Below are 15,568 nucleotides of genomic sequence, written 5' to 3' on the forward strand. Positions count from 1 at the left end.
CCAACCGGCCGCCGCGGCCGGTTGGTCCGGCCGATTGCCGCGGGCGGTCGGTGCAGCGGCCGATCGGTAGGGCCGGTCGGCGCAACCCGTCGGTGTGGCCGGTCGGTCGACGCGGCGGCCGGGGCGGCCGGTTGGTCCGGCCGATTGCCGCGGGCGGTCGGTGCAGCGGCACAGGCGCGCGGGGCCTGCCAAGGGCGACCGAACCGGGGCCACCGGCGGCAGCCGCTTCTTCCCTTGGGCCCCGCCCCCGCCCCCTCCCCGCCCCTCCGCTTGGTCATGCCAGTGCCTCGGCTACCTCGTCGACCGTCAGCCAGCGCTCGGGGGCCAGGATCTTGGCCACCTGCGGGGCGAACGCCGGCGAGGCGACCACCACCTCCTTCGTGGGGCCGTCCGCTACCAGCTCGCCCTCGGCCATGACCGCCACTCGGGTGGCCACCGTCGCCACGAACTCGACGTCGTGGGTGGCCAGCACTATCGCGTGGCCCTGCGAGGCCAGTTCTCGCAGGGCCGCCGCGAAGCGCCTTTTTGCGTGGTAGTCGAGGCCGCGGGTCGGCTCGTCGAGCAGCACCAGCGGTGGGGCCGACGCCAGCTGGATCGCCAGCACCAACGCCAGTCGCTGCCCTTCCGAGAGGTCGCCGGGGTGCGCTTCACCGGCGACTCCGGGAGCCAGCCTGTCCAGCAGGCCCCGGGCCGTTCCCGCCGGCACCTCCGACTCGGTGTCCGCCTGTGCGCACTCGGCGTCCACCGAATCGAGGTACAGCAGGTCGGCCGGGGTTTGCGGGACCAGGCCGACGCGCTGACGGGCCACTCGTGGCTTGAGCGACGCCGGGTCCGTGCCACCGACGTCGACCTTCCCCGCCGACCTCGGGCCACTGCCCTGCACCGCCCAGAGAAGCGACGACTTGCCGGAGCCGTTGCGTCCCATCAGCGCGACCACCTCTCCCGGTCCGACACGCAGGCTCACCCCGCGTACCGCCAGGACATCTCCGTATCGGACCACCACCCCTCTCACGTCCAGTGCCGAACCGGTCACCGAGAGGCTACGACCCACCACCGACAATTTTTGAACTTGCCCTGAGAGACGAGCACGCAGCGGCCCCGCGACCCGCCGCGCGTCCCGGACCGACAGCGGCAGCGGTGACCAGCCCGCCAGCCGCCCCAGCTCGGCGATCGGGGGTGCGATCGGCGATGTCGCCAGGATCTCGGCCGGCGGTCCCGACCGGACCGAGCCGTCGCCCGGGAGGTACAGCAGCCGGTCCGCGTACTGGGCCACCCGCTCCATCCGGTGCTCCGCCACGATCACCGTCGTCCCCAGGTCGTGCACCAGGCGCGTGATCGCCGCGAGGACGTCCTCGGCCGCCGTCGGGTCCAGGGCCGACGTCGGCTCGTCCAGCACGACCACCGACGGGTGGGCCGTTAAGACCGAGCCGATCGCGACCCGCTGCTGCTGGCCGCCCGACAATGTCCGAAGTGGACGGTTGCGCAGGTCCGCGATGCCCAGCAGGTCCAGGGTTTCCTCGACGCGCTTGCGCATGACGTCCGGCGGCACCGCCAGCTGCTCCATCGCGTACGCGAGTTCCTCCTCGACGGTGTCCGTCACGAAGCCGGAGAGGGGGTCCTGCCCGACGACGCCGACGACCGAGGCCAGCTCCCGGGGCGGGTGACGGGCCGTGTCGAAACCGCCGACGACGACCCGGCCGGACAGGCGGCCGCCGGTGAAGTGCGGGACGAGCCCGTTGATCGCGCCGAGGAACGTCGACTTCCCCGCGCCCGTCGGGCCCGCGACCAGGCACAACTCGCCCTCTTCGATCTGCAGCGACACGTCGGACAGCACCGGCCGCGCGGCGTCCGGGTAGGTCACCGTGACCCGTGAGAACTCGATCATCGGACGACCTCCCGAACCGGGGGTGCGACGACCGCCGGCAGCGCCGCGACCAGCACGGACACCGCGTGCACCCAGGACACCTCCGGCCAGCGCAGCGGGCTGAGCGAGGGGAACAACCGGCCCGGGTCGATCCGGGCGGTCGCGAACAGCAGCACGCACGCCCCGACGCCGGCCGCGACGACCAGCGTCTCCGGCCAGCGCCACGGGTCCGGCCGGTACGCCGTCCGCCGCACCCGGCGCCCGCCGAGGACGAAGCCGACGACCGCCACCACCAGCCCGGTCACCAGCAGCGGCACCCCGAGCCAGGACGGCGACGTCCCGTCCAGCACGCCGTAGACGCCGACGCACACACCCAGCAGCCCGGCGAGGACGCAGACAGCGATCAGCACCCGCAGGCGGGAACTCAGGTACGCCCGGCGGCCGTAGCCCCGGGAATCCATCGCGGCCGCCAGCCGCAGGGACCGGTCCATCGCGTCCTCCAGCACCGGCACCACGATGCCCTTGACCGCCCGCAGCCCGCGACTCCGCCCCGCCCGCAGCCTCCGAGCCCGCCGCACGCGCTGCACGCTCTCGACGAGCTGCGGGGCGACCGTCAACGCCACCGTCACCGCCGTCCCGACCTCGTACAGCGCACCCGGAACCGCCTTGAGCAGGCGTTTCGGGTTGGCCAGGGCGTTGGCCGCGCCGATGCAGACGACCATCGTCGCCAGCCGCAGGCCGTCGTAGAAGCCGCCGAGCAGCTCCTCCGCCGACGTCGGCCCGAACAGGGACAGCCCGGCGGCGAGCGGGATCCGCGGCAGCGTGAACAGCACGTGCCCGCCGTCGTCGCCGCCGATCAGGATCCGGAACAGCACGCGGGTGGCGACGATCAGTGCGCCGACGTACACGTACAGCCGGAACGCCAGCGCCCAGGGCGCGTCCGACCGCCGGTTCGCCACGACGAACCCGGCGACGGCGATGATCAGGCCGAGCAGCAGCGGGTTCGTCGTCCGGCTGGCGGCGACGGCCAGCGCGAGCGCCCACGCCCACCACGCGCCGGGGTGCAGCGCCCTACTGCGCACGCCGGCGCCGGGCGACGACGATCCCGGCGCCGCCGACCAGCACGATCACGACGGCCCCGAGCACCAGGCCCCACGGGAACGAACCGTCGGAGGCAGCGGGAGCAGGCGCCGGAGTGGCCACCTGGCGGACCGGCGCCACCCGCGGCGGCGACGGCAGGTCGTTCGCCGAGTTCGGCCGCGCGAACGCCCAGCCCTCGAACCCGTTCGGGGTGGGCTTCGCCGTCTGGGCGCCTTCCTGGCTCGACGTCCAGGTGCCCCCGGCCGAGGCGTGCCAGTAGCTCCAGTACGCCGTCGCCGAAGGCATCCCGGCGCAGGACTCGACGTCGGGGCCGGGCTTGCCGTTGATCCGGCAAGCCACCGCGAGGCCGTACTTCTGCGAGCCGGCCACCTCGATCCCGGCCTCCTGCAGGGCGGCGATGCCGTTCGCCGGCGTCCCGGCGGCGCAGCGGATCAGCGGCTGCGGACCGAGGTCGCCGAAGTCGACGACCACCGTCACGCCGCCGCCGTCCGGGCAAGCCCCGTCGGTCCCCGCCGCCGAAGCGGGCGCGGCACCCACGAAGGCGGCCCCGAACAGCAGAGCGCAGACAACGGCGAAGCGGGAGGCGATCATGCAGGCACTTTAACCAGGCCGGGGCCCGCCGCAGGTGCGGTTCCCGAGCGACGCGGGACACACCTAGACTGCGGGCCGTGGGACAGCTCATCGCGGACGGACAGCTGCGCGTCGGCCTGATCGGCGCCGGCCCGTGGGCGACGACGATCCACGCACCCGGACTCGCGGATCACCCGGGCACGGCGCTGACCGCGGTCTGGGCCCGGCGGCCGGAGGCGGCGCAAACGCTTGCGGAGACGCACTGCGCGGCCACCGCCGGCAGCGTCGAGGAGCTGTTCGAGCAGGTGGACGCGGTCGCGTTCGCCGTTCCGCCGTCGATCCAGGCCGAACTGGGCGTCCGCGCGGCCGAGGCCGGGAAGCACCTGATCCTCGAGAAGCCGATCGCCGCGGACCTCGACGGCGCGCGCCGGCTGGCCGACGCGGTCGCGGGCGCGGGTGTGGCCGCGCTCGTCGTACTGACCTTGCGCTACTCCGCGCAGACGCAGGAGTGGCTCGCCGGCCTCGCCCAGGCGGGCGGCTGGGCGGGCGGCGGCGCGCGCTGGCTCTCCGGCTCACTGCTCGGCGGCCAGTACGCCACCTCCGAATGGCGGCAGGACGACGGCGGCGCACTGTTCGACATCGGCCCGCACGCCCTCGACATGCTGGACGCCGCGCTCGGCCCGATCACCGAGGTGGTCGCGGCCCGGCAGAGCCCCGGCGACCTGTGGCACCTGATGCTGGCGCACGAAGGCGGCGTGATCAGCACGGCCACCCTCTCGCTGCGGCTGCCGGTGCAGCCGACCGTCGTCGAGGTCGCGGTCTGGGGCCAGCACGGATACCGGACGCTGGGCCGCAAACCGGGCTCGGCGCAGGAGTCCTACACCGCTCTGCTCGACGATTTCGCCGCGATGATCGCGAGCGGCACGACCACGCACCCCTGCGACGTCCGCCGCGGGCTGCACCTGCAGGCGCTGCTCGAGCAGGCGCGCACCCTCGCCGCGCAGTAGTACACAGGGCGGTTTCACGCCGTTTCGTTGCACCGCAACGCTTTCACACTTGTCCCGCGAATTCATCCACAGGGTTGTCCACAGCATCCACTGTGGACAGTGTGCCCCCTGGCCGAACCACGGTTGAACAAACGTCGCCACCGGAAAGATCACCGAATAGTGCGGTCCGCTCGGAATGCCGAGTCGATCTTGTGATGCGAAGGTGATCTTGCAAGGGGTCGTTCGTAGTGCGCACTGAAGGTCTTGAGGGGTTCGAGAAGGGAGGCGCATGGGAGCTCTGCTGCGCGCCTTCTGGGGGATGATTCCGATTTCGGCCATCGCGCTGCCGTACGCGCTGCTCGGCTGGCCACTGCTCGCGGCGAGGCGCCGCCGGAGAATGGCCGCCCGCCGCGCGAGCGCGACGGCCGCCGTCGACTGCGCGGTCTTCCTCGTCGTCTTCCTGGTGTTTTGCCTGGTCACGATGCCTGTCGGCGATTCCGGCGAGAGCACGCTGGACCTCGTGCCGGGCGCCGACATCGCCGCCGCGCTCAGCAGCGACGGATCACTCTGGCAGGTGATCGGCAACGTCTTGCTGCTCGGCCCGCTCGGCGCGCTGCTCCCGCTGCGGATCCGCCGGCTGCGGGCCCTGCTCCGGATCGCGCTGGCCGCGTTGATCGCGTCCGTGCTGGTGGAAGGTACGCAATATCTGATCCACACCGGGCGGGTGACCTCGGCCGACGACGTCCTCCTCAACACAGCGGGCGCGACGCTGGGGGCGGCACTGAGCCGCCGCGGCTGGCGGGCGCTGGACGCGGCCCCGCCGGTGCCGGTGGCGATCCCGCGGCCACGCCGCACGATCTGCCCAGCGCCGACGCTCACGCTGCGGGTGCCGAGGTCGGTGTGGGACACGCGCTACGCCGCCATCGCGCACCCGGAACGTCAGTAAAACCGGTTGCCGCCCGTGCGACCATGGCCGGGAAGAGCCACTTCGACCTCAAGGAATGACTGCCTATGCCTGGCGCCGTCTCCGGCGTCGGCCCTCGCTAGGCCCGACGCCCAGCGACCAGCCCGCAGGCCCGTGACGAGGGCCGCGGTTCCTTGACGTGCTTTTCGAAAGGCTCCCATGATTCAGGCTTATGTCCGCGCGACCGCGCCACGCGGCCGCGAAACCGAGCAGGTCGGCCCGTTCCTCGCCACCTACTCACCGGGCACCCCGCACCCGATGCTCAACTACGCGATCCCGGACGACGGCGCGCAGCCGACGGCGGCCGAGATCGACGCGCTGACCGCCGCCTACCGGCGGCGGGACCTGCTCCCGCGGCTGGAGTACTTCACCGACGTCGCTCCCGACCTGGAGAAACTGCTGGTCGAGGCGGGGTACGAGCTCGAACGGCGGGTGCCGTTGATGACGTGCGCGCCGGCCGAGCGGGTCGACCAGCCGGCTCCGGCGGGGATCCGGCTGCGCGTGCCGGAGTCCGATGAGGACCTCCGGCGGATGCGGGCCGCGCAGAACACCGCGTTCGGCGAACCCGCGGAGATCGGCGACGAAGAGGTCGAACAGCTGAAGACCGGTCTCGAAGCCGGCGTGCGGCACCTGCTCGCGGAAGACGACGGCGTGGTCGTCGGCGGCGGACTGGCGCTCGAAATCGTCGACGGCACCACCGAGATCGCCGGGATCGCCGTGCTCGAGCCGTACCGCGGCCGCGGGATCGCGGCCGCGCTCACCGGGCACCTCACCCGCGAGGTGCACGAGGCCGGCGCGCACACAGCGTTCCTCACCCCCGGTGACCTGGGGATCGGTGTCGTCTACGCCCGCGTCGGCTACCGGCCGGCGGGCGAGTGCGTGCACCTGTCGCTGACCTAGTCGTCGAAGCGGCCCGAGCGGCCTTTCTTCACGTCGCTCCGGCGCTTCTTCGACGCCAGGCGGCGTTCCTTCGAACCGCGGGACGGCTTCGTGGGGCGCCGCTTGGCGGGCGGCGGGGCCGACGCGTCCATCAGCAGGTTCGCCAGCCGGCCCCGCGCGGCTTCGCGGTTCTGCAGCTGGGAGCGGTGTTCGCTGGCGGCGATCGTCAGGACGCCGTCGACCAGCCGCGAACCCAGGCCGGTCAGGACCCGGTCACGCAGGTGCTCCGGGATCGACGGCGAAGCAGCGACGTCGAAGGACAGCTCCACGCGCGAGTCCGTGGTGTTGACGCCCTGCCCGCCCGGGCCGGACGACCGCGAAAAGCGCTCGCTCAACTCGGCTCCCGGGATCGTGAACCGGGAGCCGACCACCACGTCTTCGGCTGCCACCCCTCAAGTGTGACAGCCGCGAGCAAGGGCGTTTCAGAACCGCGGGTGGTCACCCGAGAGGACCGCGCGCGGTCCGTCGACGTCGTCGGCGGGCTGGACGTCGCCGAGCACCCACGCCGGGACGTGCCGCGCGGTCAGCATGGCCAGCGCCCGGTCGACGTCCTCGGCGCCGACGATCGCGACCATGCCGACACCCATGTTGAACGTCTTCTCCAGCTCGGCCCGCTCGACCTTGCCGCGCTGGCCGATCAGCGCGAACACCGGCGCCGGGTTCCAGGTGCCGCGGTCGAGCCGGGCGACCAGGCCGCGCGGCATGACGCGGGCGAGGTTGGCCTCCAGGCCGCCGCCGGTGATGTGCGCGAACGTCCGGACCTCGGTTTCGGCGGCGAGCGCCAGGCAGTCCTTCGCGTAGATCCGCGTCGGCTCCAGCATCTCCTCGCCGAGGGTGCGGCCGAACTCCTCGACGTGCCCGTCGAGCGGCATCCGCGCGATGTCCAGCAGCACGTGCCGGGCCAGCGAGTAGCCGTTGGAGTGCAGGCCGGACGAGCCGAGCGCCAGCACGACGTCACCGGGGCGGACCTTCTCCGGCGACAGCAGCTGCGACGCCTCGACCACGCCGACGCCGGTGGCCGACATGTCGTAGTCGTGCTCGCCCATCAGGCCCGGGTGCTCGGCCGTCTCGCCGCCGAGCAGCGCGCAGCCGGCCCGGACGCAGCCCTCGGCGATACCGCCGACCAGCGCGGCGATCTTCTCCGGGTGCACCTTGCCGACGGCGATGTAGTCCTGCAGGAACAGCGGCTCGGCGCCGGTCACGACCAGGTCGTCGACCACCATGGCGACCAGGTCGATGCCGACCGTGTCGTGCTTGTCGAGCGCCTGCGCGACCGCGATCTTCGTGCCGACGCCGTCGGTCGACGACGCGAGCACCGGCTCCTTCCACTTGTCGAGCTTCAGGGAGAAGAGCCCGGCGAAGCCGCCGACGCCGCCCATCACCTCGGGCCGCGTCGCGCGCTCGGCGTGCGGCTTGAGCAGCTCGACGGCTTCGTCGCCGGCCTCGATGCTGACGCCGGCGGCGGCGTACGTGGCGCTCGTGGACTCGCTCACGGTGGACGGACTCCCTACTGGAAGGAACTCAGGGACGCCGGACGGCGTCTTCGGCACCGTACCCGGCGGGACTGACGGGGGTCGCCGCGCCATTGACCGCGTCCAGGCTTTCAAGCAGGTGCTTTCCGATCAGCGCGTCCTCGGGCAGCGGGATCGGGTACTCGCCCGAGAAGCACGCCGTGCACAGCCGCGACTTCGGCTGTTCCGCCGCCGCGACCAGGCCGTCCAGGGAAATGTAGCCCAAGGAGTCGGCCCCGATCGAGCGCCGGATGCCGTCGAGGTCGACGCCGTTCGCGACCAGCTCGGCCCGCGACGCGAAGTCGATGCCGTAGAAGCACGGCCAGCGCACGGGCGGTGACGCGATCCGGACGTGCACCTCGAGCGCGCCGGCCTCCCGCAGCATGCGGACGAGCGCGCGCTGGGTGTTGCCGCGGACGATCGAGTCGTCCACCACGACCAGGCGCTTGCCGCGGATGACGTCCCGCAGCGGGTTCAGCTTGAGCCGGATGCCCAGCTGGCGGATGGTCTGCGACGGCTGGATGAACGTGCGCCCGACGTAGGCGTTCTTCACCAGGCCGGTGCCGTAGGGGATGCCCGAGCCCTGCGCGTAGCCGATCGCGGCCGGGGTGCCGGACTCCGGCACCGGCATCACGAGGTCGGCTTCGACCGGCTGCTCGCTGGCCAGCCGGCGGCCGATCTCGACGCGGGTGGCGTGCACGCCGCGGCCGGCGATCGTGGTGTCGGGGCGGGCGAGGTAGACGTACTCGAAGACGCAGCCCTTGGGGTCCGGGTTCGCGAACCGCGACGAGCGCAGGCCCGCGGCGTCGATCGCGATCAGCTCGCCGGGCTCGACCTCGCGGACGAAGGACGCGCCGACGATGTCGAGGCCCGCCGTCTCGCTCGAGACGACCCAGCCGCGTTCGAGCCGGCCGAGCACCAGCGGGTGCACGCCGTGCGGGTCACGCGCCGCATACAGCGTGTTCTCGTCGGAGAACACCAGGCAGAAGGCGCCCTTGAGGGTGGGCAGCAGCTCCATGGCCGCGGCCTCGATGCCCTTGTCGGCGGCGTTCGCGGCGAGCAGGCCGCAGATCAGGTCCGAGTCGCTCGACGAGCCGGTCAGGCCCGCGTGCGGCTTGAGGCCCGCTTCGATGGTGCGTTCGCGCAGCTCGGCCGTGTTGACCAGGTTGCCGTTGTGCGCGAAGGAGAGGCCGCTGCCGGTCTCGGTGGTGCGGAAGATCGGCTGGGCGTTCTCCCAGATGGTCGCGCCGGTGGTCGAGTACCGGCAGTGACCGACGGCGATGTGCCCCTGCAGCGACTGCAGGATCTGCTCGTCGAACACCTGGCTGACCAGGCCGAGGTCCTTGAAGACCACGATCTGCGAGCCGTCGGAGACGGAGATGCCGGCGGCCTCCTGGCCCCGGTGCTGCAGGGCGTAGAGGCCGTAGTAGGTCAGCTTCGCGACTTCTTCCCCGGGAGCCCAGACGCCGAAGACGCCACACTCCTCACGGGGTTCCGGTTCGGGCTGGTCGGACACGAGCTGCGGGTCGGAAACCACCGAGGAGCTCCTGGGAAGACGTGGTCAGGCCGATTTCAGTGTAAACGGTGCGGACATGCGTCAGGCCCCGGCCGACGTGGTTCTGACCACTTCGGACGGGGCCTGCAAGCCTGAACGTCTAGCACGCATCCGGCAGCGAAAGGATCTCCGTCAGCACCTGCGCACCTTCTCCGCGGCGGCGCCACAGCCACCGCTCCGGCTCGAAGATGTTCTCTTCGGAGCCGGGCATCCTGGTCGCCACGACGTCGTCCTCGGCGTTGAGCCGGACCACGTCCACCACGTCGTCGTGCACCCGCACGCCGACGACGGCGAGGACCTCGCCGAGCTCGTCGGCGGGGTGGACGAACTGGTAGCCGCGGGCCACCAGTTCCTGCAGTCCGGTCTCGATGTCGAAGACGGTGGCGACGGCCTCAGCCGAGGACATCGTCGAATTCACCGTCCTTCGCACCCGCGAGGAACGCCGCCATCTCGGCCCGCGTGTAGACGAGCGCCGGGCCGGTCGGGAACCGCGAGTTGCGCATCGCGATCTCCCCGTTGGACAGCGGCGCGACCTCCACGCAGTTGCCGTAGGCACCGCTGTAGCTCGCCTTGCGCCACTGGGCACCGGACAGCCGATCGGCCGGGATGCCGTTCTCGAATCGCTCAGCCATGTTCCCACCTCTCGATGCGGAAAACTCTGGGGGCAATGCAGATGCATGTGCATTTGCCCGCGTATCGGAGGCTAGCACGTGTGCCTGCAACGGTAAATGCACGTGCAGAATTTCTTGCAAAGTTCTCGGACGGTAAAGAAGTGCGCGGCCCCGGTTAACCTATCGGGTGATAGGCACCTTCTCGTTTGGCCTAATAACTACCGGCAGTCACCGATCACCGGGACATGACGGCGCCCCGGATCGGGCGTGGGCCAGGGTTTCTAGATCTCCTGCCGGCGCTTGCCGAGCATCGACCGGCTGCGCTCCGGCGTCTCCGCGTCGACCGCCAGCATGTCCAGCGCGCGGCTGTACTTTTCGATCTCTTCGCGCTTCTCGATGTAGTGCGCGCCGGTCATGTACTCGACGTAGGCGATGTTCGGCAGTTCCGGTTCACCGAACCGCAGCAGCGAAAACGCGTGTTCCGCGGACAGGCCGCTGCGCGAGTACGGCAGGATCTGGATCGACACGTGGGGCAGCGCGCTCATCTCGAGCAGGTATTCGATCTGCTGCTTGAGGACCTTCATCCCGCCGATCGGGCGGTGGAGCACGGACTCGTCGAGCACCATCCACACGCGCGGCGCGTCCGGCCTGCTGAACATCTTCTGCCGCCGCATCCGGAGCGCGACCAGCTGGTCGACCCGCTCGTCGGCCATCTCCGAACGGCCGTGGCTGAAGATCGCCCGCGCGTACGGCTCGATCTGGAGCAGACCCGACACGTAGAGCGGCTCCCAGATCTGGATTCGCGCCGCGGCTTCTTCGAGGCCGACGAGGTCGGTGAACCAGTTCGGCATGGTGTCGCCGAAGCGCCGCCACCAGCCCGGCTCGTTCGACTGCTTGACCATGTCGAGGAACGCCCGGCGTTCGTTCGGGTCCTCGACGCCGTACATCGTCAGCAGGTCGGTGACGTCGCGTTCCTTGAACCCGACGCGGCCCAGCTCGAGCCGGCTGATCTTCGACTCGGACCCGCGGATGTTGTAACCGGCCTGCTGACGGGTGATGCCGGCCTCTTCACGGAGCCGGCGCAGCTGCGACCCGAGGATCATGCGGCGTGCCGTCGGGCCGATGTTCTGTTCACCTGCGGACGCGTTCACCGCGTTCATTCCCGGCCCTTCCGCGCTCACGTCACCAGGGGGTCCTAGCCCGACTACCGAAAGTACACGTTGGGCCGTCCTGCGCAAAGAGGTGACCCGGTTTACCGCATGCGTGTGGAGTCCTACTCTACGTAGAGTACGAGACTTTCGACACAGAACTTGCGAGGTTCAACATGCCCGACGCCGCGACCCGGACCGAACGAGTTCCCGTGGGGGTCGACCCGACCCGAGCGAGCATCGCGCGCGTGTACGACGCCTTCCTGCTCGGGAAGGACAACTACGAGATCGACCGGGAGGTCCTGCACAAGGTGCAGAAGGCCGCTCCCGAAGCGCAGGACCTCGCCTTCGAAAACCGGGGCTTCCTGATCCGCGCCTGCCGCTTCCTCGCCAGCCAGACCGGCATCACCCAGTTCCTCGACTGCGGCTCCGGCCTGCCGACCGCCGAGAACACCCACCAGGTGGTCCAGCGGATCAACCCGGAGATCAAGGTCGTCTACGTCGACAACGACCCGGTCGTGCTGGCCCACGGCCGCGCCCTGCTCGAAGAGAACGAGAACACCCACTTCGTCGCCGAGGACATCTTCGAGCCGCAGCGGATCCTCGAGCACGAGGTCGTCCGGCAGCACATCGACTTCTCGCAGCCGGTCGCGTTCCTCCAGCTGGGCACGCTGCACCACTTCAACGGACCCGCGGAACGGCCGGCGGAGATCATGAAGGAGTACGTCGACGCGCTGCCGTCGGGCTCCTTCGTCGCGCTCTCGCACTTCTTCGACCCCGAGGACGAGGACTCCGCGACCGCCCGCCGGATGGAGGACTTCTTCCTGCACAGCCCGATGGGCTCGGGCACCTTCCGGAAGCAGAAGGAGATCGAGGACCTGTTCCCGGGTCTCGAAATGGTGCCCCCGGGCGTGGTCCGCTGCGCCGACTGGTGGCCGGACGGCCCGCGGCTCAAGGACCTCAACGTGGCCCAGCGGACCATCGCCGGCGGCGTCGGCCGCAAGCCGTAGGACAGCCTCCGGTCCCCACCGGTTGTCAGACGCGCAGCAGCGGGAGCCAGTGCGACAGATCGGCCCGGGTGCCCGACGCGGACACCCGGCCGTCGGCCACGGCCGTGGTCCAGTCCAGCCGCCCGGTGGCCAGCTCGAGCCACGTGCGCGGGTCCGTCTCGATCACGTTCGGCGGGGTGCCCCGCGTGTGCCGCGGTCCTTCCACGCACTGCACCGCGGCGAACGGCGGCACCCGCACCTCGACCGTCCGGCCCGGTGCGTCGGCCGCCAGCGCACGCAGGGACAGGCGCACCGCCGCGGCGAGTTCCGGGCGCGCCGGATCGGGCGCATCGCCCTGCAGCCACGGGGAAATCGCCAGCACCGCCGCACGTAACTGTCCGGGGTCGACCGAACGCGAAGAGGCCATGGGCAAACAGTAGAGTGGCGCACCAAGACTTGGCAGGCACACCCGAGAACGTGGGGATGACGATGGCGCAGCGGGACGAGGCGGATCGGATGGTTTCGCAGCAGCCCACCGGAAGCGGAGCCGATCGCCCCGGCAGGCACGGCAAGCACAACCGGGCCGCCCGGCGGGAGGGCCAGCAGGCGCGGCGCACCGGCAAGCACGGCACGCCCGAGATCACCGCGGAGATGCGCTCGAACGCCCGCGCCAACCCCAACAGCTGGCTCTACGTCATCGACGAGGCTTTCGACCCGAACGGCCCGGTGCCGTCGTGGGCGGTCGTCGGCGCGTACCCGGTGAACGGCGCCGGCGACGTCGTCGCCGACTTCCACCCCAACGACCGCTACCGGCCCTCGCCCAAGGCGCTCGGGTTCCCGGACCCGGCCAACGACCTCGAGCACCTGCTGCAGCTCGTCCGCACCGAGCACCGCCCGCCGTCGGACCTGCCGAAGGTCGTCCTCGACGCGACGCTGTTCGTCTACGCGATGTCGCCGGTGCAGCGGACCGTGATCGGCTTCCACAACGCCGACGGCCGGGTGATGGTGCCCGCCTACACCCGCAAGTCGCTGGTGCCGCGCGAGTGGCCGCACGCGCGGGCCGTGGTCGGCCGCGACATCGTCGACCTGCTCGGCGGGCACCCGGTCGCGATCAACCCGCACGACCTCATCACGGCCGTCGTGCCGGCCGAGCACCTGCTGAAGGCCATCGCGGACGAGCGCCGCTGACCTGCGGGTCCAACCCCATCGAGTGATCATCGACTCGCCGATCCGGCGGCGCCGGTGCATCGTGAGACTGAAGAAGTCTGACGAGATCGGTGGGGAGCAAGAGGGTGAAAAGACGTTCGCTGCCCTTCGCCGCCGCCCTCGCGTCCGTCCTGCTCGTGGCCGGGCAGGCGCCGGCGAAGGCCGCTGACCCGTACGCCGGCGCGGAGGACCACTACGCGGGTTCGCAGATCGCCGCGGTCGAGGGCGTCGGTGAAGGGCCCGACGTGTTGTACGGCGGGGAAGACCAGGTGCTCGGGCACGACGTCAGCGGGCACCAGGGGCCGGTCGACTGGCCCGGCGCGGCGGGGTCGGGCGCCAAATTCGTCTACGTCAAGGCGACCGAGGGCACCGGGTTCGTGAACCCGCAGTTCGCCCAGCAGTACAACGGCTCCTACCAAGCGGGCCTGATCCGCGGTGCCTACCACTTCGCGCGGCCGGACATCTCCGACGGCGCGTCGCAGGCGCGGTACTTCCTGGCCCACGGCGGCGGCTGGTCGAAGGACGGCAAGACATTGCCCGGCGCGCTCGACGCGGAGTACAACCCGTACGGCGAAACGTGTTACGGCAAGGACGCCGCGGGCATGGTCGCCTGGATCCGGGCCTTCTCGGACACCTACCTGGCGGCGACCGGCCGCCACCCGACGATCTACACGTCGACGAGCTGGTGGAAGCGGTGCACCGCGAACAACGGCGGGTTCGGCGCCAACCCGCTCTGGATCGCGCGCTACAACAGCTTCATCGGCGAACTGCCGTCCGGCTGGAGCATCCACACGATCTGGCAGTTCGCCGACCGCGGCACCCTGCCCGGCGACCAGAACTGGTTCAACGGCTCGGCGGACCGCCTGCTGGCCCTGGCGCTGGGCTGAACGGCGCAACCGTCCAATAATAGGTGTTAACTCGCCACCAATTAACGATCTTCTTCCCGGGAAAATCACCCACACGTATACCCAATTTCACGGAAGTGAGTGACAAACGCCACTTCGTCCCTAACAATCGTGCTCGGGCGGCTACCTGCAAGTAGGCCGCCCATCGCGAGGGTTTCCGTGAAGGGATTCAACGATGTCCACCTCCCGAAGAGGGCGGCTGTTCGCTGCCCTGGTCGTCCCGGCCGCGCTGCTCCTGCTCGGCAGCACGGCGCAGGCGACGACCTTTTCCCCCGAAGTCGACCCCGTGGCCGCGATCAACGCGGACATCGCGCAGAACAACCACGCACTGGGGTCGCAGATCCGGCGCGTCGAAGGCGACTCCTCGACCCCCGACTCGCAGAAGGCGGCCCAGCAGCCGCAGCCCGGCCAGGCCATCCCCGGCCAGGTGCTGGCCACCGTGGCCGGCATGGACGTCGCCAGCTACCAGGGCAACGTCGACTGGGCGAACTGGTGGAACCAGGGCAAGCGGTTCGTCTGGACCAAAGCCACGGAGAGCACCAGCTACACCAACCCGTACTTCGCCCAGCAGTACAACGGCTCCTACAACCAGGGCTTCATCCGCGGCGCCTACCACTTCGCCACGCCGAACACCTCGAGCGGCGCGGCGCAGGCCCGGTACTTCGTCGCCCACGGCGGCGGCTGGTCCAAGGACGGCAAGACGCTGCCCGGCGCGCTGGACATGGAGTACAACCCGTACGGCGCGACCTGCTACGGGCTGAGCAAGGCGGGGATGACGTCGTGGATCCTCGACTTCCACGACACCTACCACTCGCTGACCGGCCGGTACCCGGTGATCTACACGTCGCAGAGCTGGTGGAGCAGCTGCGTGAGCGGTGACTTCTCCAGCACGGCCCCGCTGTGGGTCGCGCGGTACGCGTCGTCGGTCGGCACCCTGCCCTACAACTGGGGCTTCTACACCGTCTGGCAGTACACCTCGAGCCCGCTCGACCAGGACACCTTCAACGGTGCCTACGACCGGCTCCAGGCACTGGCCAACGGCTGACCCACCCCGCCCCGGCTCCCGGATCGTGACGGTTTCGCGCCGCACGGACCGGGAGCCGGTTCCATGCCGTACCGTCCGAGCTTGCAGAATGCTGCAGCCACGTCCTGGGGGAACCGCACGCCGCCGTCGGACGTCGGAAGCGCACGAACACCCAGCGCCCGGAAGGCATGGACA

At 70.8% G+C, this 15,568-nt stretch carries 17 protein-coding genes; 7 read left to right on the forward strand and 10 right to left on the reverse strand.

Going from position 1 to position 15,568, the window contains the following annotated elements:
* Nucleotides 1–274: 274 nt before the first annotated feature.
* Genes ACWDN5_RS26480 through ACWDN5_RS26490 form a run of 3 tightly spaced genes read right to left on the reverse strand, consistent with a single transcriptional unit; the run spans nucleotide 275 to nucleotide 3,556 of the window.
* Nucleotides 275–1,885, reverse strand: coding sequence for an ABC transporter ATP-binding protein (locus ACWDN5_RS26480; protein ID WP_449678180.1), 1,611 nt, complete (start codon nucleotides 1,883–1,885; stop codon nucleotides 275–277).
* Nucleotides 1,882–2,946 carry a CbiQ family ECF transporter T component gene (locus tag ACWDN5_RS26485; protein ID WP_449678181.1) on the reverse strand — a complete coding sequence of 355 codons (1,065 nt, stop codon included), beginning with the start codon at nucleotides 2,944–2,946 and terminating at the stop codon, nucleotides 1,882–1,884. The genes ACWDN5_RS26480 and ACWDN5_RS26485 overlap by 4 nt, the downstream gene beginning before the upstream one ends.
* On the reverse strand, nucleotides 2,936–3,556 hold the full coding sequence (locus tag ACWDN5_RS26490; protein ID WP_449678182.1) for a hypothetical protein: 621 nt from the start codon (nucleotides 3,554–3,556) through the stop codon (nucleotides 2,936–2,938). Before ACWDN5_RS26490 ends, ACWDN5_RS26485 begins: the two co-directional genes overlap by 11 nt.
* 77 nt (nucleotides 3,557–3,633) lie before the next feature.
* Here ACWDN5_RS26490 and ACWDN5_RS26495 point away from each other — a divergent pair, with 77 nt between their 5' ends.
* The 3 genes from ACWDN5_RS26495 to ACWDN5_RS26505 all read left to right on the forward strand — a co-directional run bounded on the left by ACWDN5_RS26495 (nucleotide 3,634) and on the right by ACWDN5_RS26505 (nucleotide 6,385).
* The gene (locus ACWDN5_RS26495) at nucleotides 3,634–4,542 is read left to right on the forward strand and encodes a Gfo/Idh/MocA family protein (RefSeq protein WP_449678183.1); all 909 of its coding nucleotides are present in this window, start codon (nucleotides 3,634–3,636) and stop codon (nucleotides 4,540–4,542) included.
* A gap of 268 nt (nucleotides 4,543–4,810) precedes the next feature.
* A complete protein-coding gene (locus tag ACWDN5_RS26500; RefSeq protein ID WP_449678184.1) occupies nucleotides 4,811–5,467 on the forward strand; it encodes a VanZ family protein in 657 nt (218 codons plus the stop codon).
* Nucleotides 5,468–5,644: 177 nt separating this feature from the next.
* Nucleotides 5,645–6,385, forward strand: coding sequence for a GNAT family N-acetyltransferase (locus tag ACWDN5_RS26505; RefSeq protein ID WP_449678185.1), 741 nt, complete (start codon nucleotides 5,645–5,647; stop codon nucleotides 6,383–6,385).
* Here the strand turns inward: ACWDN5_RS26505 and arfB are convergent.
* The 6 genes from arfB to ACWDN5_RS26535 form a co-directional block, all read right to left on the reverse strand.
* Nucleotides 6,382–6,798: an alternative ribosome rescue aminoacyl-tRNA hydrolase ArfB gene (gene arfB / locus ACWDN5_RS26510; RefSeq protein WP_310969689.1), complete on the reverse strand. Its 417-nt coding sequence runs from the start codon at nucleotides 6,796–6,798 to the stop codon at nucleotides 6,382–6,384. The genes ACWDN5_RS26505 and arfB overlap by 4 nt on opposite strands.
* A 48-nt stretch (nucleotides 6,799–6,846) precedes the next feature.
* Nucleotides 6,847–7,917: a phosphoribosylformylglycinamidine cyclo-ligase gene (purM, locus tag ACWDN5_RS26515; RefSeq protein WP_310969461.1), complete on the reverse strand. Its 1,071-nt coding sequence runs from the start codon at nucleotides 7,915–7,917 to the stop codon at nucleotides 6,847–6,849.
* A gap of 28 nt (nucleotides 7,918–7,945) precedes the next feature.
* On the reverse strand, nucleotides 7,946–9,472 hold the full coding sequence (gene purF / locus ACWDN5_RS26520) for an amidophosphoribosyltransferase (RefSeq protein ID WP_310969462.1): 1,527 nt from the start codon (nucleotides 9,470–9,472) through the stop codon (nucleotides 7,946–7,948).
* A gap of 118 nt (nucleotides 9,473–9,590) precedes the next feature.
* Nucleotides 9,591–9,896, reverse strand: a complete 306-nt coding sequence (locus tag ACWDN5_RS26525; protein WP_310969463.1) for a hypothetical protein — start codon at nucleotides 9,894–9,896, stop codon at nucleotides 9,591–9,593.
* A complete protein-coding gene (locus ACWDN5_RS26530) occupies nucleotides 9,883–10,122 on the reverse strand; it encodes a DUF397 domain-containing protein (protein WP_310969464.1) in 240 nt (79 codons plus the stop codon). Before ACWDN5_RS26530 ends, ACWDN5_RS26525 begins: the two co-directional genes overlap by 14 nt.
* A 260-nt stretch (nucleotides 10,123–10,382) precedes the next feature.
* On the reverse strand, nucleotides 10,383–11,261 hold the full coding sequence (locus tag ACWDN5_RS26535) for a helix-turn-helix domain-containing protein (RefSeq protein ID WP_310969465.1): 879 nt from the start codon (nucleotides 11,259–11,261) through the stop codon (nucleotides 10,383–10,385).
* 200 nt (nucleotides 11,262–11,461) lie between these two features.
* On the opposite strand from ACWDN5_RS26535, the gene ACWDN5_RS26540 reads away from it, so the two are divergent.
* Nucleotides 11,462–12,259, forward strand: a complete 798-nt coding sequence (locus tag ACWDN5_RS26540) for an SAM-dependent methyltransferase (protein WP_310969466.1) — start codon at nucleotides 11,462–11,464, stop codon at nucleotides 12,257–12,259.
* A gap of 25 nt (nucleotides 12,260–12,284) precedes the next feature.
* Here ACWDN5_RS26540 and ACWDN5_RS26545 read toward each other — a convergent pair whose 3' ends face one another.
* Complete coding sequence (locus ACWDN5_RS26545; RefSeq protein WP_176174130.1) at nucleotides 12,285–12,665, reverse strand: sterol carrier family protein; 381 nt, start codon at nucleotides 12,663–12,665, stop codon at nucleotides 12,285–12,287.
* A gap of 56 nt (nucleotides 12,666–12,721) precedes the next feature.
* Between ACWDN5_RS26545 and ACWDN5_RS26550 the strand changes: the two genes are divergently transcribed.
* The 3 genes from ACWDN5_RS26550 (at nucleotide 12,722) to ACWDN5_RS26560 (ending at nucleotide 15,394) form a co-directional block, all read left to right on the forward strand.
* Nucleotides 12,722–13,426, forward strand: coding sequence for a type VII secretion system-associated protein (locus tag ACWDN5_RS26550; protein ID WP_449678208.1), 705 nt, complete (start codon nucleotides 12,722–12,724; stop codon nucleotides 13,424–13,426).
* 104 nt (nucleotides 13,427–13,530) lie between these two features.
* On the forward strand, nucleotides 13,531–14,331 hold the full coding sequence (locus ACWDN5_RS26555; protein ID WP_310969468.1) for a lysozyme: 801 nt from the start codon (nucleotides 13,531–13,533) through the stop codon (nucleotides 14,329–14,331).
* A gap of 193 nt (nucleotides 14,332–14,524) precedes the next feature.
* On the forward strand, nucleotides 14,525–15,394 hold the full coding sequence (locus tag ACWDN5_RS26560; protein ID WP_310969469.1) for a lysozyme: 870 nt from the start codon (nucleotides 14,525–14,527) through the stop codon (nucleotides 15,392–15,394).
* The last annotated feature ends 174 nt before the right edge of the window (nucleotides 15,395–15,568 follow it).

It is taken from the genome of Amycolatopsis sp. NPDC003731, from assembly GCF_053586895.1.